The following is a 22,846-nucleotide window of genomic DNA, read 5'->3' as shown; positions in this document are numbered from 1 at the left end:
TCTCACACCCCCATGACAGCCGCCAGGCTGACTATTGCTTCCGAATTCTTAATCATCATATTAAGCACCGGACTCGGGTTCAGGCCGAAATAAAGCACGAGTAAGGCGATTACTCCCATTGAAAAAACCTGCAGGGTATTGATGTCCCCGATACTCCCGAGTTTCTCATTGTACACTCCGAACATTGCCCTCTGCATCGCCCAGAGGTGATAACCTGCAGTAATCACTATTGCCAGCAGGGCAATTGCCACAAAGCCGGGCAGGTTCACGAAGCTGAAGGTCAGGACCAGGAACTCGGCAATAAAGCCGGTCAGGCCCGGAAGCCCGAGCGATGCCATAAAGCCTACCATCATGATTACAGTGAGCATCGGCATCTTCCTTGCAAGCCCGCCGAGGTCGTTAATGATCCTTGTGCCTGTGGCAGTCTGGATTACTCCGGCAGACATGAACATGATGCTCATGATAAGCCCGTGGGAAAACTGCTGGAACATGGCGCCTGAAACCGACAGGGCAACAAGGCCGGCTGAACCCAGGGTAACAAAGCCCATGTGGCTCAGACTGGAATAGGCGATCATGCGCTTGAGGTCTTTCTGCCTCAGAGCCAGGAGAGCCCCGTAGACTATGCTGAAAGAACCAAGCAGGCCCAACATCATGATCATCAGGTTTGGGTTCCCGGTGCTTGGGAGCATCGGGAGGGAGATCCTGAAAAGCCCGTAGCCTCCGATCTTGAGCAGGATAAAGAGTACACTGCCTGCTGTCGGGGCTTCGGTATATGCATCCGGAAGCCAGGAGTGGAAGGGAAAGGTCGGCAGCTTTGCCAGGAACCCGAAGAGAATTGCAAGGAATATTCCGTCCCTCATCAGGCCGGATTCGAAGAACTGGAACTGTGCGATCAACTCTCGGATGTCAAAGGTCGGAACCCCTGTCTGGTGAAGGGCTGTGTAGAAGAGCCCGAAGATCCCGAGCAGCATCACCAGAGATGCAACGTGGGTGTAGATAAAGAACTTGTAGGACGCATGAGCCCGCTTTTCTCCTCCCCAGATGTTTACGATGAAGAAGAGGGGGACAAGGGTCAGCTCCCAGAAGATGTAGAAGACTACGAAGTCGAGGGCCACAAAGACCCCTATGACTGCAGCCTGCATGGTAAGGATCAGCCCGTAGAACCTGTTCGGGGATTCCCTGTCTTCTTTCCAGCTGAAGAGGATCAGGAGGGGGATAACGATTACATTCAGGAGGATGAGGGGCATTGAAATGCCGTCAATTCCAACCGAATAATTGATCCCGAGGAAGGGAACCCACGGAACGGATTCGTAGAACTGCATTGCAGCAGTGCTGCTGTCAAAGTTCAGATAGGCGTAAAGGGTAAGGCCCAGAGTCACAAGGGACCCGATAAGGCCAAGCCCTGCAGCCTGGTCTTTTGTTTTTGTGAAAAAGGTCACAGCTGCGAAAATCAGCGGCACCAGAATCAACAACGATGCGACCGGCAGCATCAGAGTACCTCCATTATCAATTTAATGAGTATTATCAGCAGGCTCACACCTGCGATTATGACGGTTGCATAGGTCTGGACAACTCCGGTCTGAACCTTCCGGAGTTCTTCACCGACTCCAACCGTGAGAATTCCGATTCCTTCAACGATACTGTCGACGATCACATCAACTACCTGTGTAAGGAAAGCGATAACTCCGTACACTATACCTATCGAGAAAAACTCGGTATAGATTTCGTGCTGGTAGTAGCGCCTGTAAAGCAGCCTGTAAATCGGGTTCTTCATGGAAGCTATAGGCCCGAGGCTGAATACTCTGAGGTAATAGATCACGAAAGCGATTGCAAGACCTGCAATGGCCATGATTAACGGGAGCCAGAGGATTAAGACAGGTTCATGCCCGGCTGCCTCTACAAGCTCGTATCCGCCTATGCCTGCAAGGTTTCCTATATTCAGGTCCACAAAACTGTTGGTAAAGGTTTCTTCAAGGAAATTCATAAAGCCGGTCCTTGTCAGCGAACCGAAAACAAGGGCAAAAAGGGCCAGTATGGAGAGGGGAACGGTCATAATGGAGGGGGATTCATGCCCGTGATAATCGCTTCTCGGCTTTCCTGCAAAGGTCATGAAGATCAGCCTGAAGATGTAAATAGAGGTCAGGAGGGCTGCAGCAATTGCGAAGATATAGGGGATCCAGTTCCCGCTGTGTTCTGCGAAAAGGTATGCATTTTCAATGATCGGATCCTTTGACATAAAGCCACTTGTCCCTATCGAGGTTCCGGGAATCCCGAAGCCTGCAAGGGAAAGGGCTGCGATGGCCATGGTTCCAGCAGTGATCGGCATCACCTTTGCGACGCCTCCGAGCTCTCTCATGTCCTGGGTGCCGACGGCATGGATTACACTGCCTGCACAGAGGAAGAGAAGGGCTTTGAAGAAAGCGTGGTTGATCAGGTGGAAAAGGGAAACTCCGACTGCTTCAAGTCCTACTGTAGCCCCAAGGCCCAGGGCAAGCATCATATACCCGAGCTGGCTGATGGTCGAATAAGCGAGCACACGCTTCAGGTCGTTCATTACAATGCCCATTGTGCCTGCAAAGAGTGCAGTAAAGCCTCCGAGGTACGCAATGACCATGAGGGTACCGGGGGCCGCGATAAACATCGGGAAAGTCCTTGCGACCAGGTAAACCCCGGCAGTAACCATTGTTGCTGCATGGATGAGGGCTGAGACGGTTGTGGGACCTTCCATTGCATCGGGAAGCCATACATGTAGCGGGAACTGCCCGGATTTTCCTACGGCTCCACCGAAGAAGAGCAGGGTGATAATAGTAAGGTGGCTTACCTCAAAGCCGAAAATATTCGCCTGCAGGGCCGAAAGCTGGGGGATATAGCTGAAGATTTCGTCAAAGCGAAGCAGATATACTCCTTCCTGGAAGCCGCCTGCAAGTTTCAGGAGATCGGAAGTAAGCACGATTATTCCTGTAAGGAACATTACGTCTCCGACCCTGGTTGTCAGGAAAGCTTTCTTGGCAGCAGCCGCAGCCGAGGGCTTTTCAAACCAGAACCCTATCAGGAGATAGGAACACAGCCCGACAAGTTCCCAGGAAACAAAGAGCTGCAGGATGTTGTCCGAGAGGATCAGGGAAAGCATTGCCGCGGTGAACAGTGCGGTTTCTGCAAAGTACCTTGCTTTTCCTGCATCATGGGACATGTAGCTGACTGCGTAGATGTGGATTAACAGGCTCACAAAGGAGACCATCGACAGCATAACTGCAGCCAGAGGGTCGATTAATATTCCGATGTCAAGCACTGCAAACCAGGAATAGGACTGACTTATGACCTCTTCGGGGTTTGCCAGCAGCCCGAGGGTAATCGCAAAAGAGATTACAAAGGAGGCGGCTATGGCAAGGATGGGAACGATTGCCCCTCCGGATGGCATTTTCTTGCCAAAGAAGAAGGTGATCGCAAAAGCCAGTGCCGGAAGCAGGGGGATCAAAAATGCAAATTCTTCCAGTGCCGTTTTTACCACCTCAGAATGTTAAGCTCATCAAGATTAATTTTGTCGTGCATTCTGTAGATTGCCATGAAAATCGCAAACCCGACTGCTGCTTCCGCAGCTGCAAGGGCAATTGAGAATATGGCAAAAACCTGCCCGTTCAGGGTGTCCGTATAGCTTGAAAAAGCTACAAGGTTAATGTTTGCGGAGTTCAGCATGAGTTCGATACACATGATCATCCTGATACCGCTCTTATGGGTCATCACGCCGTAAAGCCCGATTGAAAAGAGCAGGGCTGCAAGTCCCAGATAAAATGTTAACGGAATAGCAGTCATCTGTTGCCCTCCCCTTTTGCCATGTAGATTGCCCCTATAAGGGATGCGAGCAGGACAATTGACAGAACTTCGAAGGGCACCACATACTGGGTGAAGATCAACATGCCTATGCCCTGGATGTTGCTCGGGTCGGCAGGGTTCTCAGGGAGTTCCGAAACCGTATGCCAGGAAGTCCCGAAAGCTCCTGTCACTATTACTGCGACAAAGAGCAGTGATACAAGAAAAGCCAGAGGTCGGTTAATCCGCACGGGACCCACCTCCCAGATGGCGTTTTGTCAGCATGACTGCAAAGAGGATCAGCACTCCGATTGCCCCTATGTAGACCAGCACCTGGATAACTCCAAGGAACTGAGCATTCAGGAGGATATAAAGTCCTGCAACGCTGAACATGCACATGATCAGGGCAAGCCCGGCTCTGACGACGTCTTTTGCAATAACTACAAAGATTGCAAAGAAGACCATGACAAGCGCAAGGAGCCCGAAGACAGCCATTTCCAGAGCTGCTCCGATAGTTTCAAGTCCGATCATTTTTCATCACCTTCCTCGATATCTACTTCCCTTGCGAGTTTTTCAGGAGTCATGAGCAGGTCTTTATGAGTCCATTTCACCATGCCTTTGGTATATTCTTTCCCACTGGAAAGAGCGCCTTTGGGGCACTGGTCAATGCAGAGCCCGCAGAAAAGGCAGTGGCCTATGTCGATCTCAGGGAACCAGCGCTGTTTGCTGCTGCCCGGCGCAATCGGGGCTTTTACGATCTTGATTGCATTGTTAGGGCAGGTATTGGCGCAGATCCCACAGCCTATGCACTTGCTTTTGTCGAGGACCTGAAGCCCTCTGAACCTGTCGGAAAGCGGGCTTTCCACTTCCGGGCACAGCCTGGTTACGCGTTTTTTAGGGATGTTTTTAATTGCATATTTGATGTTTTTAAGAACCATATCTTAAGCCCCCAGATAGAGCCCAAGGCCCACTGCCCAGACAAGGTTCAAAAGGGACAGGGGCAGGAGTTTCTTCCAGCTCAGATCCACTACCTGGTCGATCCTGAACCTCGGGACAGCCCACCTCATTCCGATGATGGTCATCAGCACAAGCACGGTTTTAAGAAGGAAGAAACCTGTCGGGGCGATAAGGCCGAGCACCGGGTTGTTTGCAACAAAAGCCGGCACATTCCAGCCGCCGAGGAAAAGAAGTGCAACAAGGAAGGAGCCAAGGATCATGTGGATATACTCGGCAAAGAATCCGAGCCCGAAACGCATTCCGGTGTATTCGGTGATCCAGCCCGCGACCAGCTCTTCTTCAGACTCGTTCTGGTCGAAGGGAAGCCTTCCCATATCAGCCATAAGGGCAATAAAGAAAACAATGAATCCGATCGGCTGCAGGAAGATATTCCAGAGCAACCCCTGAGCGCTGGCAATTTCCACTATGTTCAGGGATCCGGTCATTATAGCAACACTGACAACAGTAATTCCGAGGGGCACTTCATACCCGACCATCCGGGCGAAGTTCCTGAAAGCTCCGAGCAGGGAATACTTGTTATTAGAACCGTAGGCAATCATGAAGATACCGAAAATGGTAATCGCAGACATTGCCTCAATATAAAGGACACTGATATCCATCTCGGTTACAGCCAGGGGATACTCAACCCCGTTGATGAAGACCGCACCCACCGGGATTGCGACAAGCATCAGGAAAACCGAGCTCATCATGAAAATGGGAGCGTTATCAAAGAGAAGGCGGTCGGCATTTCTCGGTCTCATATCCTCTTTGGTAAAGAGCTTGATTGCATCGGCTACCAGCTGCAGGAGCCCGAACTTGCCTACCCTTGAAGGTCCGTACCTGAACTGGATATCGGCTGAGAGTTTACGTTCAATCCAGACCGCACCCATTGCTCCAAGGAAAATGGCTCCTACAAGAGACAGGCCCACAAGTCCGCGGATCCAGGGGATAAAGGGGATTATGAATTCAGGGATTTCTATCATGATATTCACCTGTCTGCTTCACTGGTACAGCCGTCCATGCTGCCTGAAATAGCTGCAACGTCCGCAACTGTTGTGCCTTTGATCAATGGAGGCAGAGCCTGCAGGGTCGGGTAGTAAGGTCCTCTGACTTTTACCCTGTACGGCTTGTCGCTACCGTCGGAGATCATGTACATACCCATCTCGCCTCTCGGGTCTTCGACCCTGTGGAAGACTTCTCCTGCTGGAACTCTCATTACGGGAGTCCTTCTGCCGTAAGGGGTGCCTTCAGGGAAGAGGGGTCCGTTCGGGATCTGGTCAAGGCACTGTTCGAGGATGTAGATGCTTTCCCGCATCTCGTCAAGCCTGACCTGCACCCTGGCAAAACAGTCACCTGCAGTTTCCGTGCAGACCTTGAAGTCGAGATCCTTATACACAAGGTAAGGCTCGTTCTTCCGGATATCGAAGGGGACTCCCGTTGCCCGCAGCGCAGGACCCGAAACCCCGAGGCTCTTTGCGACATCTGCGGTCAGAACACCGACTCCGACGGTTCTTTCCCTGTAAATCCTGTCCGAATTGAACATTTCTTCGTAGTCGGAAATGACTTTCTTGAGATTGTTCAGAACAGGAAGGGCTTTTTCCTTGAAGCCTTCGGGCAGGTCGTCACGAACCCCTCCGAATTTCAGGTAGCTGTGAGTGACCCTTGCTCCTGTGACCATGTCAATCAGGGTAAGGATATCTTCCCTTTCCTTAATGGTGTACATGAACATGGAGACAAAGCCGATGAACTCCCCGAACTCTCCCATGCCGAGCAGGTGGCTCTGAAGCCTGGAGAGTTCTTCTAAAATGACCCTTATATACTGTGCTCTCTCCGGGGGTTCGATGCCTAACAGCTTTTCAGTGCAGCCCACAAAACATTCTTCGTTTGTCAGGGCTACAAGGTAGCAGATCCTGTCTACTATCGTGATTCCCTGGAGGTAGGTTTTGTTCTCCAAGATTTTTTCAATACCCTTGTGAATGAAACCCAGTTCCACATCAGCATCCATTACGGTTTCCCCTTTCAACCTCAGGTTTAACCTGAAAGGTCCGGGTTGCATGGGATGCTGGGGGCCCAGGTGTACGATCATTTCATTTGGTTCAAGCATTTCTTCCATTTTTCACCCCTCACACAAGGTTTCTTGCTGTCCTGTTCGGGAAACCCTTGTAGTCTTTCCGAAGAGGCCACTCTCCCAGCATATCTTCGGGGAGCACAAGAGGCTTCAGATTCGGGTGGTTTTTGAACTTGATCCCGAAGAGTTCGTAGGTTTCCCTCTCATACCAGTTCGCATTCCAGTATACCGGCACAATAGACTCTATTTCCGGGGAATCCCTGGGCAGCCTTGCTTTCAGCATAAGGACTACAGGGTGGTCATACGAAGCTATATGATACACCGCTTCCTGCTCGTTCCTCTGAGGATAGTCCACTCCGCAAACGGAACAGAGGTGGTCGAACTGAAGGGAGTCCTTGAGGTACTGGCAGACCTCTTTTGCTTTCTCCTTATCCACATATGCCCGGATACGAATAGGGGATTCGACCTCGGCTTCGGAAATTGCCTCCGGAAATTTCCCGGTTAATGATTCGATAATTGTTCTGGCATCCATTATTTTTCCCTCAAATAAACCTGAAATTCCTCAGTATTCCGTGCCCCGGTCTTTTTTGGCTTTAATCTTTTCCTGCAGTTCCACAAACCCCTGGATCAGGGCTTCGGGTCTGGGAGGGCATCCGGGAATGAAGACATCGATAGGAAAGAGTTCATCGATATTCTGCACCGTGCTGTAAGACTCATAGAAGGGACCGCCGCTGATCGAACAGTCTCCCATGGCGATAACCCATTTGGGAGCCGGCATCTGTTCCCAGAGCCTCTTTAAGGCAGGCAGGTATTTTTTTGTCACATAACCACTGATGATCATGACATCCGCATGCCTCGGGGAGTTCCTGGGGATAATCCCGAAGCGGTCAGTATCATAGTGGGCACAGCCCGTAGCGATCATTTCCACACCGCAGCAGCCCATTGGCTGGGTCATGAACCAGAGCGAGTTTTTTCGCCCCCAGTTGATCAGGTCCTGAGCCTTGGTTTTCTTGAGAAAGTCGCTGATCGCATTGGTGGTTGTTGTGATAACGCCGGGAATTTCTTCTTCCGGAGTTTCTTTTGTGTTGTTCGTTTTTGTCTCCTTCACTTCACCCATGTAAGGGCCTCCTTCTTCCAGAGATACACGTATCCGAAGAGCAGTATGAAGATAAATACAAACATCTCAACTACTGCAATTGAGGTAATCCCATGCCCCTTATAGACGGTAGCCCACGGGTAAAGGAAAAGCACCTCAATATCAAAGAGAACAAAAGCAATCGCATAAAGATAATACTCGACATTGAACTGGATCCTGGCAGTCCCTGTAGGAATGGACCCCGATTCGTATGTCGTGTATTTGCTGGCTGCCTTGCTCCTCGGACTCAGTTGCTTTACCATGAACATTGTCATGGGCGGCATGATCAGTCCCACGGCAAGAAATATTGCAACCGGTATATAGCTATCAATTATTCCAGACATCGTATCACCTATCAAAGTGCAGCAATCTGAAATTGCAGCGTCGCATGATATTGATTTTTTTAATTTTAAAGATGAGCGGACAAAAAAACAGTATCCGGACTTCCGGTTGTTTTGAAAAACCACTGTGGTCCGAACACAGGTCCTGCAGGGAATGCCCGTATCGGGTACCCTCTCTTCCTGCAGAAAGGGTTTCTGAATACGGACATTTTATCGCCGGGTTCTGAAAAATTTACTTTTCCGTTGCCCGGGGTTATGTAATAAATTGCCGAATGTCAGGGAAGAACCCTTCTTCCGGCATATAGATTCAATTGCCGTGAAAGTAGTATAATTAATAATTAAGATTCCAGGTAGCTATGCTAGTTCTGCAAATGAATCAGGGGTTATTTATAGCTATTTGCTAGATAATTAATATTATATAAATATTAAGTCTAAATAATTAAAAATCTCTTTTTAAAATATACATATGTTGAAATAAATCAGAGGAAAAGCCCTGACCTGATTACGAAATTATATATACACCATAAATATGTTATTATCTTTGAACGGCTAAAAAATCCTGACAATTATTCTTCCACAAGCACGAAGTTTTCTCCTTCATGGAAAGGAATTATATATATCCGCTAATTATTTTTATCCCCAGAAAATTCCCCTGGAATGCGGCATTATTAATAATGATAAATTCCGGGGATTCAGCGCTCCTGAGGCAACCTTTAAAATGAAAATAATAAGGAACTGAAAGGGCTGAAAATTTCCTGCATAATTAAGGGAAAAGCGGCATCTAATATCTTTAAATATACATTCGGGGCATCATACGGATAATGACCATGCTGGCCGAATAGCCATAGGCTAAGCGGTTATGATGCTTAATGGCTATGATGGTTGAATGGCTATGATAACTGGATAGCTGTACTGAATAGCTGTAACCGGATAGCTGTAACCGGATAGCTGTAACTGAATAGCCATGAGGGCTGGATGACTTATCCGGGATGCTTCAGTGCGAGCCCTTAAGTATTATTATATACAGGTAGCTGCCTGAAAAAGCCTTCTCCGGAAATCGGAATATTTCGAGGAAACCTGGGCTTTCCGGGCCTTTGAGCGCAACTTTACTCTATATTATATTCTGAAAGGGATAAATTCATAGTATACTACAGGTTAGATATTACAATCGGGGCATTATCCTCAGGGAAGCCCCTTTTTCCATCTGCCTTGAGGCAAGAACATGAGCGACACACTAACCAACACATTATAATAAGTCTTTTCACGATAGAAAAGCTGGTGGATCGCATGAAGATAAACGATAACTGTGTAGGGTGCGGCCAGTGCGCTTCTTTCTGCAAAAAAGGAGCAATAGAGGTAAGGGGAAGAGCATGGGCTACCGATGCCTGCGTGGAATGCGGGCTGTGCATCCCTTACTGCCCTGTAAAAGCCATCGAGGTACCGGCATGAAAACGATTGTCATAGGTGCAGGTCTCGGAGGGCTCTTAAGCGCTGCCCGGCTCTCCAAGGCAGGGCATGAAGTTGAAGTTTTTGAAAGACTCCCTATTACGGGAGGCAGGTTTACCAATCTTAATTACAAAGGGTTTCAGCTCTCAAGCGGAGCCTTCCACATGCTTCCTAACGGGCCCGGAGGCCCCCTTGCCCGGCTTCTCGGGGAAATCGGAGCTAATGTGCATATCATCCGGTCGGAAATGACCACCGTACGTGTGCCGCTCAAGAAAGGGAACCCCGATTATGCGAAAGGCTTTAAAGACATCTCTTTTAGTGATTTTCCCTCGCTTCTTTCCTATAAAGACCGCATGAAAATCGCTCTTTTGATCGTGAGCACAAGAAAGAACCGCCCGGCAGGAAGCACGCTTCAGGCCTGGATAAAGGCTCAGGTCAATGACGAATGGCTGGTGAAATTTGCCGATTCTTTCTGCGGCTGGGCGCTCAGCCTGAAAAGCGATGAAGTCCCGGTAGAAGAGATTTTTGAGATAATCGAAAACATGTACCGGTTCGGCGGTCCCGGCGTCCCTGTCGGAGGGTGCAAGGGGATTATTGACGCCCTTGAAGCCGTAATCCTGGCAAACGGGGGGAAAATCAATACCGGACAGGAAGTCTCAAAAATCCTGGTTGACGATGGAAAAGCTGTCGGGGTGGCCGCTGAAAGCAAAGAATATGAGGCTGACATTGTTATCAGCAACCTGGGGCATGCAGCAACCGCTTTGCTCTGCGGGGAAGCCCTCTCAGAAAAAATGCACGCAGATTACCTTAAAATGCTTGAGACCCTTAAGCCGTCTGCCGGCATAAAGATCTGCCTTGCCGCAGAAGAGCCCCTGATCGGACATTCCGGAGTCCTGTTAACCCCCTATACCAGGCGCATAAACGGGATCAATGAGGTTACTCAGGCTGACCCGAAACTTGCCCCTCCTGGAAAACACCTTACCATGTGCCACCAGCATGTAGCCCCTGAGAACGTAAAGAACCTCGAGGCTGAAATTCAAATGGGGCTTGACGATCTCAAAGAAGTTTTCCCCGGTAAAAAATACGAAGTCCTCCTTATCCAGTCCTACCACGATGAATGGCCCGTAAACAGGGCAGCCTCGGGTACGGACCCCGGGAACGAGACCCCTTTCATCGGGCTCTATGTCGTAGGAGACGGGGCGAAAGGGAAAGGAGGCATAGAAGTTGAAGGGGTAGCCCTTGGCGTCTCTTCAGCTATGAAAAAAATCCTGGGCTGAAAAGTCAAAAAGTAACAAACCAGAATCGGCAGGTGTTTTACCATTTCTCTGGAAAAACCTCCTTTCGTAACTTTCTCAAAAAACGTGTTCATTCCCGTGACCAATATTTGCAGGAACCGATGCGGATACTGTGGTTTTCGGCGGGAGCCCGGACAGCCCGGAGCCCGGCTTATGAAGCCGGCGGAGGCAATTTCGATTCTTGAAAACGGAGTTCGGGCAGGGTGTACCGAAGCTCTCTTCACCTTTGGGGAGTACGCTGAGGAAATGCCCGGATATGGCTTGATGCTTGAAGAACTCGGCTATTCCTCCACGCTTGATTATCTTCTTTTCCTCTGCGAAACTGCAATTGAGATCGGAATTCTTCCTCATACGAATGCAGGGGTTATGACCCGCTCCGAACTTGAGGCTTTAAAGCCCTTTAATGCGAGTATGGGGCTGATGCTTGAAAGCACGGCAACCCTGGAAGCCCATAAAGATTGCCCAGGCAAAATTCCGGAGCGCAGGCTTGAGACAATCCGGGAAGCCGGAAAGCTTCAGATCCCCTATACAACCGGCCTCCTAATAGGGATAGGAGAGAGCCGGGAGGATAGAATCGAGTCTCTTGGAGCAATCGCATCCCTGCACAGGGAGTACGGGCACATTCAGGAAGTAATCATTCAGAACTTCGCCCCAAAACCCGGGACACTCATGGAAAATTTCCCCGAGCCCACCGTAGAGGAAATGATGGACGCGGTAGTTCTTGCAAGGAGGATACTGCCGCCTGATGTATCAGTACAGGTAGCCCCAAATCTCATAGACCCGAAAGCCCTTATCGGAAAAGGAGTAACGGATCTTGGGGGCATCTCTCCTCTTACCATTGATTGGATCAACCCCGAAGCCGAATGGCCCGACGTAAGGGACCTGCAGAAAAAGCTAGGGGATATTTCGCTCAGAGAACGTCTGCCAGTTTACCCCCAGTATGTGAAAAGAGGGTGGTATTCGGAAAGGATTGGCAGCCTCATCGAGCGGCTCTCAGATAATGAAGGCTACAGGAAACAGCCCGAAACAGAGAACGCGGAGGATTTAGAAAAATGAACAGCAAAATTCCCGAAGACCTCATGGAACGCGCATATCAGGGGAAGAGCACGAAGGAAGACGCGCTTTTGCTCCTGGAAGTACCTCCTTTCGAACTTTTCAGGTTTGCAGATGAACTCCGCGACCTGGCAGTAGGGGACACAGTGACTTATGTCGTGAACAGGAACATAAATTTCACAAGCCGCTGTGTAGGGACATGCGGGTTCTGTGCATTCAGGACAAATAACGGTAAGGTCCTCAGCATCGAAGAAATTATGGAAAAAGTCAGAGAAGCCGCGAATGCAAACGCAACCGAGGTCTGTATCCAGGGGGGTCTGCTTCCGGATGTGGGCCTGGACTTTTACCAGGGAATTGCCGAAGCCATAAAAGCCGAATTCCCGGAAATGCATATCCACTCCTTTTCGCCGATGGAGGTCTACCACGCTTCCCGCATCAGCGAAATCCCGGTAAAAGAAGCTCTCCGGAGGCTCAAAAGAAGCGGGCTTGATACCATGCCCGGGACTGCAGCCGAAATTCTCTCTGACCGCGTTCGGAAAATAATCTGCCCTTCAAAACTCAAGACCGCAGAATGGGTAGAGGTGGTCCGGCAGGCACATGCAGCAGGCATTCCGACCACTGCAACCATGATGTACGGGCATGTTGAAACCCCGGAAGAGAGAATCGATCACATGCTGATCATCAGGGAGATCCAGAAAGAAACCGGAGGAATTACCGAGTTTGTGCCCCTGCCTTTTATGCCCTACAACAATCCTGTCGGGGAAAAGATGATTCGGGAGGGCCGGTATGCCACTCCGGGCCTTGAAGACCTGAAAATCTATGCAGTATCCCGTGTTCTCTTCCACGGGCATGTGGACAATATCCAGGCAAGCTGGGTGAAACTCGGGAAGAAACTTGCCCAGTTTTCTCTCCACTGCGGAACCAATGACCTTGGCGGCACCCTTATGGAAGAAAGCATCTCCAGATCCGCAGGGGCTTGCCACGGGGAAATGATCACTGTGGATGAACTGGAATGGATGATCCACGGAGCCGGCAGGATCCCTAAGGAGAGAACTACTCTGTACAGGGGAGTGCACGAACTGGCTTCGGGAAGCGCGCGAAGGATTCCCAGCTTCTGAATATGCTTTGAAAAAAGGGACAAGCAAAAGGAAATACATGGAATTTGGAAAGGAATGAACGGCATGTACATGAAAAAACCGGCAATTCCGGATGATGTCATTGAAAGGGTGCAGCAGGGAAAATGCACTAAAGAAGATGCCCTTCTCCTGCTTGAAGGAAACCCTTTTGAGCTTTTTGAGCTTGCCAACGAATTGCGAGCAAGCACGGTAGGCGGCGTTGTCAGTTATGTGGTTAACAGGAATATCTATATCACAAACAAATGCGTCGGAACCTGCGGGTTCTGTGCTTACAGAAAAGATGAAGGGTATATCCTGAGTATTGAAGAAATTCTGAAAAAAACGGAAGAGGCAAGAGAAGCCGGAGCTGTCGAGGTCTGCGTTCAGGGAGGGTACACCCCGGAGGTTGATATGGAATACTATCTTGAGGTAATAGAGTCCATAAAGTCCGGTTTCCCTGATATCTGTATACATGCCCTGTCCCCTATGGAAGTAAACTATGCAGCAAGACTTTCCGGCATGTCCGTGGAAGAGGCCCTGAAAAAACTGAAAAAATGCGGGCTTGATTCCCTCACCGGAACATCCGCCGAGATCCTGTCCGACAGGGTGAGAAAAATTATCTGCCCCGGAAAAATCACTACACAGCAGTGGGTCAACACCGTAACTGCGGCACACAGGGCAGGGATCTCCACCAATTCCACTATCATGTACGGACACGTAGAAACGCTGGAAGAGCGCCTTGACCACGTCTTTACCATACGCGAAATCCAGAAAGAGACCGGCGGCATTTCGGAACTCATCCCCATGTCTTTTTTGCCCTACAACAACCCCATAGGGGAAAAAATGATGGCCTCAGGAAAATTCACCAGCATAGGGCTTGAAGACCTCCAGCTTATAGCCATTTCTCGCATAATTCTGCATACCCATGTAAACAATATTCAGGCCACCTGGGTAAAGTTAGGGAAAAAACTTGCCCAGTTTGCTTTGCAGTGCGGAGCCAACGACCTGGGAGGCACGCTTATGGAAGACCAGATCTCAACAGCTTCCGGAGGCAGCTATGGAGAATACGTATCCCCTGCCGAGTTTGAGTGGATGATTAAAGGGGCAGGAAGAATCCCCATACAGAGAGATACCCTTTACCGGAAGGTAGAGTCAAGGTTACCTGTCCGTGAAGGCCTGTTCCCCGGGTATGAAAAATCAAAGATGGGGAGCAAAGAATAAATACCTGAATCAATAGGCAACAAGGAATAAACAACTGAATGAGTGAACAACAGGGAATAAAAACCGAATTAATGGGCAGCAAGAAATAAAAAATAAATAAGGAAGCTTAATTATAGAATTTCCCTGAACTATAAAAACGGAAATCTACAGGAGTCCAGATGAGAGCCGTAATCCCCTATAAAAAAGCCGGCGCAAAATCCAGGCTTTCCCCTGTCCTTAGCCTGGAAGAAAGGGAAGAGTTTGTAGAACTCATGCTGAATCAGGTAATAGATTCTCTAAAAGATGCCGGAATTGAAAAAATCGACGTCCTCAGCCCTTCTGTCTACGGACTCGAGGATATGACAAAAGCGAGAGTCCTGCTGGACGAAGATGACCTGAACGAAGCCCTCAACAGGTACCTTGCAGGTTCGGAAGAGCCTGTCCTGATCGTAATGGCTGACCTGCCTTTACTCTCTCCTGCCCACATAAAAGGGATTACTTCAACTGAAAAGGATGTATGTATCGTCCCCGGAAAAGGCGGAGGTACAAACGCCCTGTTTATAAATAACCCCTCCAGCTACAGGGTAAAGTATTATGGCTCAAGTTTTCTGACCCACTGTTCAATTGCAACGGACACCGGTCAGAATTTTGAAATCTATGACTCCTTCCTTGCAGGTACGGATATAGATGAGCCCGAAGACCTCGTAGAACTTCTCATCCACGGAAAAGGCCCAGCAAGAGAATACATCAGCCGAAAATTCCGCCTGGAAGTCAGCCGGGGAAGGGTTGGACTGGTCCCGCTTTAATCCCAGCAGTCTGAAAATTCTCCCTCCAGCCCTTCTGGCGGCTCTTTAATTGCAAAAGCCCTCGGAAGCTTTAATTTTTGGTCTTTTCATTTTCTTCTATTGACTTTTTTCTTCTTTTCAGTCTTTTTGGGAAAGCCGCTCCCCTGCGTCTCTTTATTTTACCATTGTTTTTTGTTAGCCTTCTTGAGTGAAGCTTCCGATTTTAACCTGCAAATTAGTCTGCTTGAGCGCAGTTTACTACTTTATCCCAAAATTGGCCCTCTTGAGCGAAGCGAAAAGGGCAGCGTACTGCAGAGCCGCAACTCTGCCGAAACAGACCGCGTACTCCCGAGGCGCAACTCGGGCGGGTCAAAATTTTTGATCCAGTAATTTTAAATAAATAATATGCTATTAGTCTATGAACAAGAAACCAAATGATTCTTTGACATTCTCAGTTTTTCCTTTTAAAATGGATGAACTCCGATTTTATAAACTCAGCAAAACCCGGGAAGGTTTAATTTCCTGAGAGGTGGGCCTGTGCGGTCTTTTACAGATGAAGAAAGAGAGATCATAAAAAGGAAAATCGTAGACCGGGGAAAGGACTGCTTTGCCAGGTACGGTATTAAGAAAACAGGCATTGAGGACCTTACAGAGGGTATGGGGATTGCAAAGAGTTCCTTTTATTCTTTTTTTAACAGTAAGGAAGATCTTTTTCTGCAGATCTTCAAGGAAGAAAAAGAAGCTTTAAAGGACAGCATACTTGAAAATTCCTTCCTGAAATACAGGACGGAACCTGATAAGGCTATCAGGGCTTATCTCCAGTATGTGCTGGATATCGTAGATAATCATCCGATCTGGAGAAAAGTTTTTATTGAGAAAGAGCACCTTGAACTTACAATTTCCCGGTCCTCGGAGGAAGAACTCAAAAGTATTCGCAGAGACAACGTGGCAATCATTCTTCCTTTTTTTGAAGAATGGGAAGAAGCCGGGCTTCTTATTGACAAACCCGCAAGGATTCTTGCAGAGACTACACAGGCAGTCCTTACCCTCATTCACTTCAGGAATGAAATTGAAGACGATGATTTTTCCGAAATCATGGACGTCTTTATTGACCTGCTGGCAGACAATATTATAAAAAAGAGTGAATAGGATCTCAGACAGGAGTTTGGACGTGCAAATAAGGTAACTGAAAGACAATTCTGTACTTAACAAGTTAGCATGGTAGCCAATAACTTTAAACTAGATAAATACAATAAATGTGGAAACTGATTCGAAATTATGAATTAAATTAAAAGGATACATATGAATTCGGACATTACTTTCCTTGAAAAGAAAGTTAAGTATTAAAAGATCTTAAGATATGAAAAAAGATTATTAACAGAATATAATTTCGAAAGCATAGTTATCAAAAAAGAGATATTCAGGAATTATATTAAATTTATTCGTTTAAATAATGTGGCATTATCTTGGCAAACCTTTCTATTCATGCTATATTATTTGCAAGAGACGATATCTGCGGTTAAAGATTATGATTTACCTTCAAAAGTTACAGGTGAGCTGGTGAGCATCAACATAAACAGATACAAATGTGGATACTGTGGTGCCTGTGTGGGAGTCTGCCCTAAGGGAGCACTCGAACTTGTGGAGACCTGGATTGAAGTAGATGAAAGTACGTGCATAAAGTGCGGGATATGTGATCGTATCTGCCCTGTGGGAGCAATTGAGGTAATGAAATGAAGGATAGCTATGATGTTCTCGTAATAGGAGCCGGGCCTGCAGGTTCCATTGCTGCAAAAACAGCAGCTGAAAAAGGGCTTGATGTGCTTTTAATCGAAAAGCGCCAGGAAATAGGTGACCCTGTACGCTGTGCCGAAGGCGTAAACAAAGAATATCTCAAAAAACACGTTGAAATTGACAACAGCTGGATCTGCGCCGACCTTAAGGGCTCCCGTATTTACTCTCCCAACGGCACAAAGGTCGAAATGGCAGAAGAAATCTCAGGTGGAGAGGTTGGGTATGTCCTTGAAAGAAAAATATTTGACCGCGCCCTTGCTGAAAATGCTGCAAAAGCCGGAGCAGAGGTCAGGGTAAAGACAAGGGCAACAGGCCTGATCATTGAAGACGACTTCGTGAAAGGGGTAAGGCTCATGCACCTGGGAAAAGAGTATGAGGTGAGGGCAAAAATAGTCATAGGTGCAGACGGGGTCGAGTCCAAGGTAGGCAGGTGGGCAGGAATAGATACCTCTCTGAAGCCCATAGACATAGAAACCTGCGCCCAGTACCTTATAGCAGGCGCGGACATAGATCAGGAATACTGCGAGTTTTACATCGGAAACGAGATTGCCCCCGGAGGTTACGTATGGATCTTCCCTAAGGGAGGAGGTAAAGCCAACGTGGGAGTAGGAATTCTCGGTAACAAGACCGGAAAATTCAAACCCAGGCCTGTCGATTACCTCAATAAATTCGTAGATAAAAAATTCCCCGATGTCAGGATCGTAGAAATGGTCTTCGGAGGAGTACCGGTCTCAGGAAGCATTGAAAAAACTTCCGCAAACGGTTTGATGCTTGTCGGAGATGCTGCACGCCAGTCCGACCCGATCACAGGCGGTGGGATCCTCAACGCAATGGATGCAGGAAAGATTGCCGGAGAGGCTGCTTACGAAGCCATATCCTCAGGGGACGTCTCCCTTGGGAAGCTTGAAGAAGTTTATGAAAAACGCTGGAGGGAAACAATCGGGCACGACATAGACATGAGCCTCATTGTAAAGAACTGTTTTATCAATCTCCAGGACGAGGATCTGGATGCCCTTGCCGATTCCCTCAAGGAAGTAAAGTTTGAGAGAATGAGACTTTTTGACCTCCTGCAGGCCCTCTTCAAAGCCAACAAAAAACTGCTCTGGGACCTTCGCGTACTTTTCAAAGACGCAGCAAAAGAAGTGATGAAGAACAGAGCATAATGCCTGAAAATCAGGCATTTCTACTCTTTTTATTATTCTTTTTTGGAATTTATTCTGTCTTTATTGGGATTTTTATTGTCTCTTACCGGGTTATTCCGAAACTTCAGCTGCTTCAAAAATCATTTGTTCCAGAATTCCGGCGTAAAGAGCACTATTACGGTATAGACTTCAAGCCTTCCGATCCACATGTTCGCGATCAGGATTAATTTTCCTAGAGGGGGGATCGGGTCAAAAGTTCCCATCGGACCTACCACATTAAGGCCGGGACCTATGTTCCCAAGGGTAGCTATGGAGGCAGTAGTTGAAGTTATGATATCCATGCCGAGTACCGCGAGGATAAGAGCACTTGACATAAAAATAAAGAGATAGATCACCACAAAAGAAAAGATAGAGTTTATAACCTCGTCCGGAACGTTCTTATTGTTGAATTTTACACCTCTTATGGCTCTCGGATGGAGGGACTTAAAAAGTTCCACTCTCCCGTGCCTGAGGAGCATGAGGATGCGCACGACCTTAATGCCTCCACCCGTAGAACCGGCACATCCGCCTACAAACATGATAAGGAGAAGCACCATTTTTGCCGAGTCGGACCAGAAGTTAAAGTCCGCTGTGGCAAACCCGGTCGTAGTCATGATGGAAACTACCTGAAAGATCGCAAGTCTGAAAGAGTCGAAAAACCCCGTATTAATGTCGCGATAGAGCAGGAGGGTTAAAAGTCCGGTTGCTGCAAGGGTTAGGGCTGTGTAGAAGCGGAATTCATCATCTTTAAGCAGGAAGTCCTTGTCAACATAAATTGCCCTGTAATGGAGGGCAAAGTTTGCACCTGAAACGAACATGAAAAAAGTTATTATGTATTCTACCAGAGGGCTTCCAAAAGCTTCAATACTCGCCCCATAAGGCGAAAAGCCTCCGCATGCCATTGTGGTGAAAGTATGGGTAATTGCATCATATAAAGAAAGCCCTGCAAGCAGAAGGGCAACGACCTCCGCGAATGAGATTACAAAGTAGACCATCCACAGGATTTTTGCAGTTTCTCTTATTCTTGGTTTTAGTTTATCCTCGGTAGGACCCGGGGCTTCAGCCCGGAAAAGCTGGCGTCCGGCAACTCCGAGTTTTGGCAGGACGGCGATGAAAAGCACAATGATCCCCATTCCGCCCAGCCATTGCATCATAGACCGCCAGAAGAGAATGCCTTTTGGGTGGCTTTCTATATCGGTAAGAATTGTAGAGCCCGTGGTTGTAAAGGCCGACATTGCTTCGAAAAGAGAATTGAGGGGAGAAATCCCGTCCAGCATGAAAGGAATTGCCCCGAAGATTGCAACTGCAAGCCAGCCCAGAGCAACGATTGCAAAGCCTTCTTTGCGCATCCAGTCTTCATCGGTTTTGTATGAAAGCAGGATTAAGCCGGTAAGGACGGTTATGACGATCGAAACAAGAAATGGTGTCAGACTTTCCCCGTAATAGTACGCGACCCCGAGAGGAACAATCATAAGCAGCCCGAGAAGCCTGAGTAAACCGCCAAGCACATAAAAAACAATCTTAATATTCATGCCGATCCTCTGTTTTTTGCAGCTATGACCCTTTCAATGTATTCATATTTATTCCTTACTTAAACAACTTCTCAACATGAGGAACCGCGGAAGAAAGGGCGAAAACGATTACTCTGTCCCCTTCCCATATTATGAAATCGCCTCTGGGGATAACAACTTCATCCTTATGAACTACCATGGTGATAATTGCCCCTTTGGGAAACTTGACCTTACTGAGTGATTTTCCCACGATTTTTGACTGCCGGGATGCGGTGTACTCAATAATTTCGGCTTTTTCGCCTTCAAGTGTTGCAAGGGTTTCTATGCCTTTTCCCATTGTGAGCTTGAGGACTTCATTTACGGTCGCTGCTCTCGGGCTTACTGCAATGTCGATTCCGACCATCTCGAAAAGAGGCACGTAGTCCGAACGGTCAGCTCTTGCAATCACTTTTTTGGCACCCATTTGCTTTGCAAGCAGGGAACAGAGCAGGTTTTTTTCGTCGCTGTCCGTAACCGCAACAACAACATCCATGTCCTCAATATTCTCTTCCTTCAGAAGGCTGACGTCAGTGCCGTCCCCGTTGAGGATAAGGGCATTTTCCAGCATCTCGGCAACTTCTATGCAGCGACTTTTACGGTACTCAATGACCTTGAGGTCCGCGTTTTCATCCTTATCGATAATTTTGGCAAGGTAAAAGCCCACAATTCCGCAGCCGATAAGAAGAATTCTGTTTCTGTGGGGCCCCTCACTCCCGAAAACGCTCTCCAGGTTTTCCATGGCTCTGGGCTTGCCCACGACTACCATGCGGTCGTTTGCTTTGATCAAATCGTCTCCGCGGGGAATGATTATTTCTTTTTCCCTGAAAATAGCACTGACAATGCAGCAGTCGTCAAGTCTGAGGTCCTGCATATGTTTTCCTACATACCTGTTGTCAGGGCGGATGGCAAATTCCATCATCTGAACTTTGCCCCCTGCAAACATTTCCGCATCTATTGCAGAAGGGTTTGAAAGCACCTCGGCGACCTCCGAGGCAAGCGCAAGTTCGGGACAGATCATGATGTCCACACCCACCTGAGCTCTGGAAGTGACAGGCACATCGATATAGTCAGGGTTGCTAACTCTGGCAATAGTCTTCGTTTCCTTCCAGCCGGGATGGGATCGTATGATCAGCTTTGCGGTCATGCAGGCAACGATATTAACTTCATCAACACCGGTGACCGCAACGAGAATATCCACATCCGGAAGGATGCTGGCAAGAATATCAGCATTTGCCCCGTTCCCTTCCACAACCTGAACATCCAGTTCATCCGCCCGCCTCAGGGCGTCCTCATTGTTTTCGATAACAATCACATCATGTGTGAGGGAAAGAAATTTTGCGATATGATATCCCACTTCACCTGCGCCGATAACCACTGCTTTCATAAGATTCCCTCGAAGAAAAGAATGTTCTCAAATATTACCCTGCTTGCTTAAGTATTCTTTGGAAAAAAGAAACCGTAAATGGGGGGATTTCTAAGAAATAGTATATTGTAACGTATAAATAGTCATCTAAAATCCTGAGAAACAGAAGCCTGAAAAACGGTTGTCCACCTTTACATTGTTGCTATCCTGGCAGAGTTGCACCAGCACAGTTGCGCCAGCACAGTTGCGGCTCTGCAGCCCGAATTGCGCCTCGGGACAGAAAAATCATAGATTTTTCTTGTAGTTGCGATGTAATCGCAACAGTACGCGATCCTTTTCACTCACTTCGCTCAAGCAGACTAATTTGCAGGTTAAAATCGGAAGCTTCGCTCAAGAGGATCAACTCAAAAAACAACGGTAAAGTAAAGAGACTCAGGGGAGCGATCTTCCCAAAAAAGACAAAAAAGAACGAAAATAAAAACTATTAAGTTACGGCTGCCTGAGACACCTGTGAGTAAGGACAGGAACCAAACATGTCAAAGTGACGGATATTTCAGTCTTTATTTCTCTGTCAAATCCGTATTTCTTTCTTTTTTTGCAGGGCCATCAGAAAAGCTGGCGGTAGTGCTGATATTTACCTGTAAGTTGAAAAATAGTTTCCGGAGTTGAGGAAAATATTCTTTCAGTTCTGATGAAATTTCTTCATTATTTTATTTCTTTTAATTGTCGCACTGGCTTTCAAGTTGTCATTTTCTGGCTGACAGACTGACCCAGGTCCGGTGCGGTGCAGGGAGAGAAAACTGAAAACTTCAAGCCCGAATACCGGAAGAGATCAAAAGGTTAATAAGGACCGCCTATATTCAGCAGGTTCCAAATCCCTCTCAGCATTCTGTTTTCAAATTGCTCCTATCATTTCCAGCCCCACGTAGACCATCAGAAGTACAAATAGGTGCTTTAAATATTCAGGGTTTACCAGATGGCCAACTTCTGCTCCTTTTCTTGCTGCAAGAAGCCCGGGAATTACAAGTAAAATCCAGTTAAAGAGATTGATATAGCCAAGAGAATAAGGAGGAAGCCCGGCCTCTCCCCAGCCGTTGATAATATATCCTACTGAACCTCCGAAAGAGGTAAAGAGCATGATTGCCGCCGAGGTCCCAACGGCTTTCCTCATGTGGAAATGCAAAAAAATTAGCATGACCGGAATCCCGATTACTCCCCCCCCGATCCCGAGGAGGCCTGAAAAAAAACCTATGAGAAGGCCGCCAAAGATATAAAATACCGGATTGGTGCGAATTTTCTCTTTTTCCTTTACAGCCGGAGTGGTATAAGTTTTCAGGGCTCCAAGTATGATCACGACCCCGAAAATTGTACTCAGGGTAGCGGCAGGCAGATAGGAAGCTACTGCTGCTCCCCCGAAGCTGGCAATTAAACCGGAAACTCCCATAATCAGAGCCGGTTTCCAGAGCACTGCCTGTTTTTTGTGATATTTGTGGGCAACAATTATGGCGTTTATCAGGATCACAAAGAGGCTTGTCCCGAGAGCCGACCTTATAGCCAGGTCTGGATCCATTCCGGTTTCCTGCAAAAGCCAGTACTGGACAGGAGACATAATAAAGCCTCCTCCTATGCCCAGAAGTCCTGAGATAATGCCTGCAAAGGCACCTGTAAAAATGAGGACGCCAAAATAAAGAGGGTCTGTAGGAGTCATTTCCATTTC

25 protein-coding genes are annotated in these 22,846 nt (G+C 47.8%); 10 read left to right on the top strand and 15 right to left on the bottom strand.

Annotation, left to right across the window (positions count from 1 at the left end):
* Positions 1–2: 2 nt before the first annotated feature.
* Genes fpoM through fpoA form a run of 11 tightly spaced genes read right to left on the bottom strand, consistent with a single transcriptional unit; the run spans position 3 to position 8,365 of the window.
* Positions 3–1,490 carry a F(420)H(2) dehydrogenase subunit M gene (gene fpoM / locus ACSAZL_RS07110; protein WP_440948007.1) on the bottom strand — a complete coding sequence of 496 codons (1,488 nt, stop codon included), beginning with the start codon at positions 1,488–1,490 and terminating at the stop codon, positions 3–5.
* Positions 1,490–3,508, bottom strand: a complete 2,019-nt coding sequence (fpoL, locus tag ACSAZL_RS07105; protein WP_440948006.1) for a F420H2 dehydrogenase subunit FpoL — start codon at positions 3,506–3,508, stop codon at positions 1,490–1,492. The genes fpoM and fpoL overlap by 1 nt, the downstream gene beginning before the upstream one ends.
* Positions 3,502–3,810, bottom strand: coding sequence for a F420H2 dehydrogenase subunit FpoK (fpoK, locus tag ACSAZL_RS07100; RefSeq protein WP_440948005.1), 309 nt, complete (start codon positions 3,808–3,810; stop codon positions 3,502–3,504). The genes fpoL and fpoK overlap by 7 nt, the downstream gene beginning before the upstream one ends.
* Complete coding sequence (fpoJ, locus tag ACSAZL_RS07095; RefSeq protein WP_440948004.1) at positions 3,807–4,058, bottom strand: F420H2 dehydrogenase subunit FpoJ; 252 nt, start codon at positions 4,056–4,058, stop codon at positions 3,807–3,809. The genes fpoK and fpoJ overlap by 4 nt, the downstream gene beginning before the upstream one ends.
* On the bottom strand, positions 4,048–4,338 hold the full coding sequence (locus ACSAZL_RS07090; RefSeq protein ID WP_440948003.1) for an NADH-quinone oxidoreductase subunit J: 291 nt from the start codon (positions 4,336–4,338) through the stop codon (positions 4,048–4,050). Before ACSAZL_RS07090 ends, fpoJ begins: the two co-directional genes overlap by 11 nt.
* On the bottom strand, positions 4,335–4,745 hold the full coding sequence (fpoI, locus tag ACSAZL_RS07085) for a F420H2 dehydrogenase subunit FpoI (protein WP_440948002.1): 411 nt from the start codon (positions 4,743–4,745) through the stop codon (positions 4,335–4,337). Before fpoI ends, ACSAZL_RS07090 begins: the two co-directional genes overlap by 4 nt.
* A 3-nt stretch (positions 4,746–4,748) precedes the next feature.
* Positions 4,749–5,786 (bottom strand): F420H2 dehydrogenase subunit FpoH, encoded by a 1,038-nt coding sequence (gene fpoH / locus ACSAZL_RS07080; RefSeq protein WP_440948001.1) that lies wholly within the window; start codon positions 5,784–5,786, stop codon positions 4,749–4,751.
* Between the two features lie 5 nt (positions 5,787–5,791).
* A complete protein-coding gene (gene fpoD / locus ACSAZL_RS07075) occupies positions 5,792–6,916 on the bottom strand; it encodes a F420H2 dehydrogenase subunit FpoD (RefSeq protein ID WP_440948000.1) in 1,125 nt (374 codons plus the stop codon).
* Positions 6,917–6,926: 10 nt separating this feature from the next.
* Positions 6,927–7,403 carry a F420H2 dehydrogenase subunit FpoC gene (gene fpoC, locus ACSAZL_RS07070; protein ID WP_440947999.1) on the bottom strand — a complete coding sequence of 159 codons (477 nt, stop codon included), beginning with the start codon at positions 7,401–7,403 and terminating at the stop codon, positions 6,927–6,929.
* Between the two features lie 30 nt (positions 7,404–7,433).
* Positions 7,434–7,988: a F(420)H(2) dehydrogenase subunit B gene (gene fpoB / locus ACSAZL_RS07065; RefSeq protein ID WP_440947998.1), complete on the bottom strand. Its 555-nt coding sequence runs from the start codon at positions 7,986–7,988 to the stop codon at positions 7,434–7,436.
* Positions 7,976–8,365 (bottom strand): F420H2 dehydrogenase subunit FpoA, encoded by a 390-nt coding sequence (gene fpoA, locus ACSAZL_RS07060; protein WP_239451000.1) that lies wholly within the window; start codon positions 8,363–8,365, stop codon positions 7,976–7,978. The genes fpoB and fpoA overlap by 13 nt, the downstream gene beginning before the upstream one ends.
* Before the next feature lie 1,269 nt (positions 8,366–9,634).
* Here fpoA and ACSAZL_RS07055 point away from each other — a divergent pair.
* From ACSAZL_RS07055 to ACSAZL_RS07010, 10 genes are all read left to right on the top strand, one after another.
* Positions 9,635–9,796: a DUF362 domain-containing protein gene (locus ACSAZL_RS07055; protein WP_440947997.1), complete on the top strand. Its 162-nt coding sequence runs from the start codon at positions 9,635–9,637 to the stop codon at positions 9,794–9,796.
* Entirely contained in the window at positions 9,793–11,070 is a 1,278-nt protein-coding gene (locus tag ACSAZL_RS07050) for a phytoene desaturase family protein (protein WP_440947996.1), read from the top strand. The genes ACSAZL_RS07055 and ACSAZL_RS07050 overlap by 4 nt, the downstream gene beginning before the upstream one ends.
* Positions 11,071–11,154: 84 nt before the next feature.
* Complete coding sequence (gene cofG, locus ACSAZL_RS07045) at positions 11,155–12,144, top strand: 7,8-didemethyl-8-hydroxy-5-deazariboflavin synthase CofG (RefSeq protein ID WP_440947995.1); 990 nt, start codon at positions 11,155–11,157, stop codon at positions 12,142–12,144.
* Positions 12,141–13,259: a 5-amino-6-(D-ribitylamino)uracil--L-tyrosine 4-hydroxyphenyl transferase CofH gene (gene cofH, locus ACSAZL_RS07040; RefSeq protein ID WP_440947994.1), complete on the top strand. Its 1,119-nt coding sequence runs from the start codon at positions 12,141–12,143 to the stop codon at positions 13,257–13,259. The genes cofG and cofH (ACSAZL_RS07040) overlap by 4 nt, the downstream gene beginning before the upstream one ends.
* 63 nt (positions 13,260–13,322) lie before the next feature.
* Complete coding sequence (cofH, locus tag ACSAZL_RS07035; protein WP_440948795.1) at positions 13,323–14,477, top strand: 7,8-didemethyl-8-hydroxy-5-deazariboflavin synthase subunit CofH; 1,155 nt, start codon at positions 13,323–13,325, stop codon at positions 14,475–14,477.
* A 158-nt stretch (positions 14,478–14,635) separates the two neighbouring features.
* Positions 14,636–15,262: a 2-phospho-L-lactate guanylyltransferase gene (cofC, locus tag ACSAZL_RS07030; RefSeq protein WP_440947993.1), complete on the top strand. Its 627-nt coding sequence runs from the start codon at positions 14,636–14,638 to the stop codon at positions 15,260–15,262.
* Between the two features lie 183 nt (positions 15,263–15,445).
* Positions 15,446–15,631: a hypothetical protein gene (locus ACSAZL_RS07025; RefSeq protein WP_440947992.1), complete on the top strand. Its 186-nt coding sequence runs from the start codon at positions 15,446–15,448 to the stop codon at positions 15,629–15,631.
* A gap of 147 nt (positions 15,632–15,778) precedes the next feature.
* Positions 15,779–16,390: a TetR/AcrR family transcriptional regulator gene (locus ACSAZL_RS07020; RefSeq protein ID WP_440947991.1), complete on the top strand. Its 612-nt coding sequence runs from the start codon at positions 15,779–15,781 to the stop codon at positions 16,388–16,390.
* A 348-nt stretch (positions 16,391–16,738) separates the two neighbouring features.
* The gene (locus ACSAZL_RS07015) at positions 16,739–16,978 is read left to right on the top strand and encodes a 4Fe-4S binding protein (protein ID WP_440947990.1); all 240 of its coding nucleotides are present in this window, start codon (positions 16,739–16,741) and stop codon (positions 16,976–16,978) included.
* On the top strand, positions 16,975–18,198 hold the full coding sequence (locus ACSAZL_RS07010; protein WP_440947989.1) for a digeranylgeranylglycerophospholipid reductase: 1,224 nt from the start codon (positions 16,975–16,977) through the stop codon (positions 18,196–18,198). The genes ACSAZL_RS07015 and ACSAZL_RS07010 overlap by 4 nt, the downstream gene beginning before the upstream one ends.
* Before the next feature lie 119 nt (positions 18,199–18,317).
* Here ACSAZL_RS07010 and ACSAZL_RS07005 read toward each other — a convergent pair whose 3' ends face one another.
* From ACSAZL_RS07005 to ACSAZL_RS06990, 4 genes are all read right to left on the bottom strand, one after another.
* Complete coding sequence (locus ACSAZL_RS07005) at positions 18,318–19,748, bottom strand: TrkH family potassium uptake protein (protein WP_440947988.1); 1,431 nt, start codon at positions 19,746–19,748, stop codon at positions 18,318–18,320.
* Between the two features lie 55 nt (positions 19,749–19,803).
* A complete protein-coding gene (gene trkA / locus ACSAZL_RS07000) occupies positions 19,804–21,150 on the bottom strand; it encodes a Trk system potassium transporter TrkA (protein WP_440947987.1) in 1,347 nt (448 codons plus the stop codon).
* Positions 21,151–21,320: 170 nt separating this feature from the next.
* Positions 21,321–21,470: a hypothetical protein gene (locus ACSAZL_RS06995; protein WP_440947986.1), complete on the bottom strand. Its 150-nt coding sequence runs from the start codon at positions 21,468–21,470 to the stop codon at positions 21,321–21,323.
* A 554-nt stretch (positions 21,471–22,024) separates the two neighbouring features.
* Positions 22,025–22,837, bottom strand: coding sequence for a sulfite exporter TauE/SafE family protein (locus ACSAZL_RS06990; protein WP_440947985.1), 813 nt, complete (start codon positions 22,835–22,837; stop codon positions 22,025–22,027).
* Positions 22,838–22,846 lie beyond the last annotated feature (9 nt).

The sequence above is a fragment of the Methanosarcina mangrovi genome, from assembly GCF_052057765.1.
GTDB lineage: Archaea > Halobacteriota > Methanosarcinia > Methanosarcinales > Methanosarcinaceae > Methanosarcina.
Note: the sequence above shows the minus strand (reverse complement) of the source record. Positions and strands in the feature narration are given on the sequence as shown.

Coding starts and splice junctions, on each gene's coding strand:
- fpoM (WP_440948007.1), bottom strand. CDS start 1,490: ATGCTGCCGGTCGCATCGTTGTTGATTCTGGTGCCGCTGATTTTCGCA.
- fpoK (WP_440948005.1), bottom strand. CDS start 3,810: ATGACTGCTATTCCGTTAACATTTTATCTGGGACTTGCAGCCCTGCTC.
- ACSAZL_RS07090 (WP_440948003.1), bottom strand. CDS start 4,338: ATGATCGGACTTGAAACTATCGGAGCAGCTCTGGAAATGGCTGTCTTC.
- fpoI (WP_440948002.1), bottom strand. CDS start 4,745: ATGGTTCTTAAAAACATCAAATATGCAATTAAAAACATCCCTAAAAAA.
- fpoH (WP_440948001.1), bottom strand. CDS start 5,786: ATGATAGAAATCCCTGAATTCATAATCCCCTTTATCCCCTGGATCCGC.
- fpoD (WP_440948000.1), bottom strand. CDS start 6,916: ATGGAAGAAATGCTTGAACCAAATGAAATGATCGTACACCTGGGCCCC.
- fpoC (WP_440947999.1), bottom strand. CDS start 7,403: ATGGATGCCAGAACAATTATCGAATCATTAACCGGGAAATTTCCGGAG.
- fpoB (WP_440947998.1), bottom strand. CDS start 7,988: ATGGGTGAAGTGAAGGAGACAAAAACGAACAACACAAAAGAAACTCCG.
- ACSAZL_RS07055 (WP_440947997.1), top strand. CDS start 9,635: ATGAAGATAAACGATAACTGTGTAGGGTGCGGCCAGTGCGCTTCTTTC.
- ACSAZL_RS07050 (WP_440947996.1), top strand. CDS start 9,793: ATGAAAACGATTGTCATAGGTGCAGGTCTCGGAGGGCTCTTAAGCGCT.
- cofH (WP_440947994.1), top strand. CDS start 12,141: ATGAACAGCAAAATTCCCGAAGACCTCATGGAACGCGCATATCAGGGG.
- cofH (WP_440948795.1), top strand. CDS start 13,323: ATGTACATGAAAAAACCGGCAATTCCGGATGATGTCATTGAAAGGGTG.
- cofC (WP_440947993.1), top strand. CDS start 14,636: ATGAGAGCCGTAATCCCCTATAAAAAAGCCGGCGCAAAATCCAGGCTT.
- ACSAZL_RS07010 (WP_440947989.1), top strand. CDS start 16,975: ATGAAGGATAGCTATGATGTTCTCGTAATAGGAGCCGGGCCTGCAGGT.
- ACSAZL_RS07005 (WP_440947988.1), bottom strand. CDS start 19,748: ATGAATATTAAGATTGTTTTTTATGTGCTTGGCGGTTTACTCAGGCTT.
- trkA (WP_440947987.1), bottom strand. CDS start 21,150: ATGAAAGCAGTGGTTATCGGCGCAGGTGAAGTGGGATATCATATCGCA.
- ACSAZL_RS06990 (WP_440947985.1), bottom strand. CDS start 22,837: ATGACTCCTACAGACCCTCTTTATTTTGGCGTCCTCATTTTTACAGGT.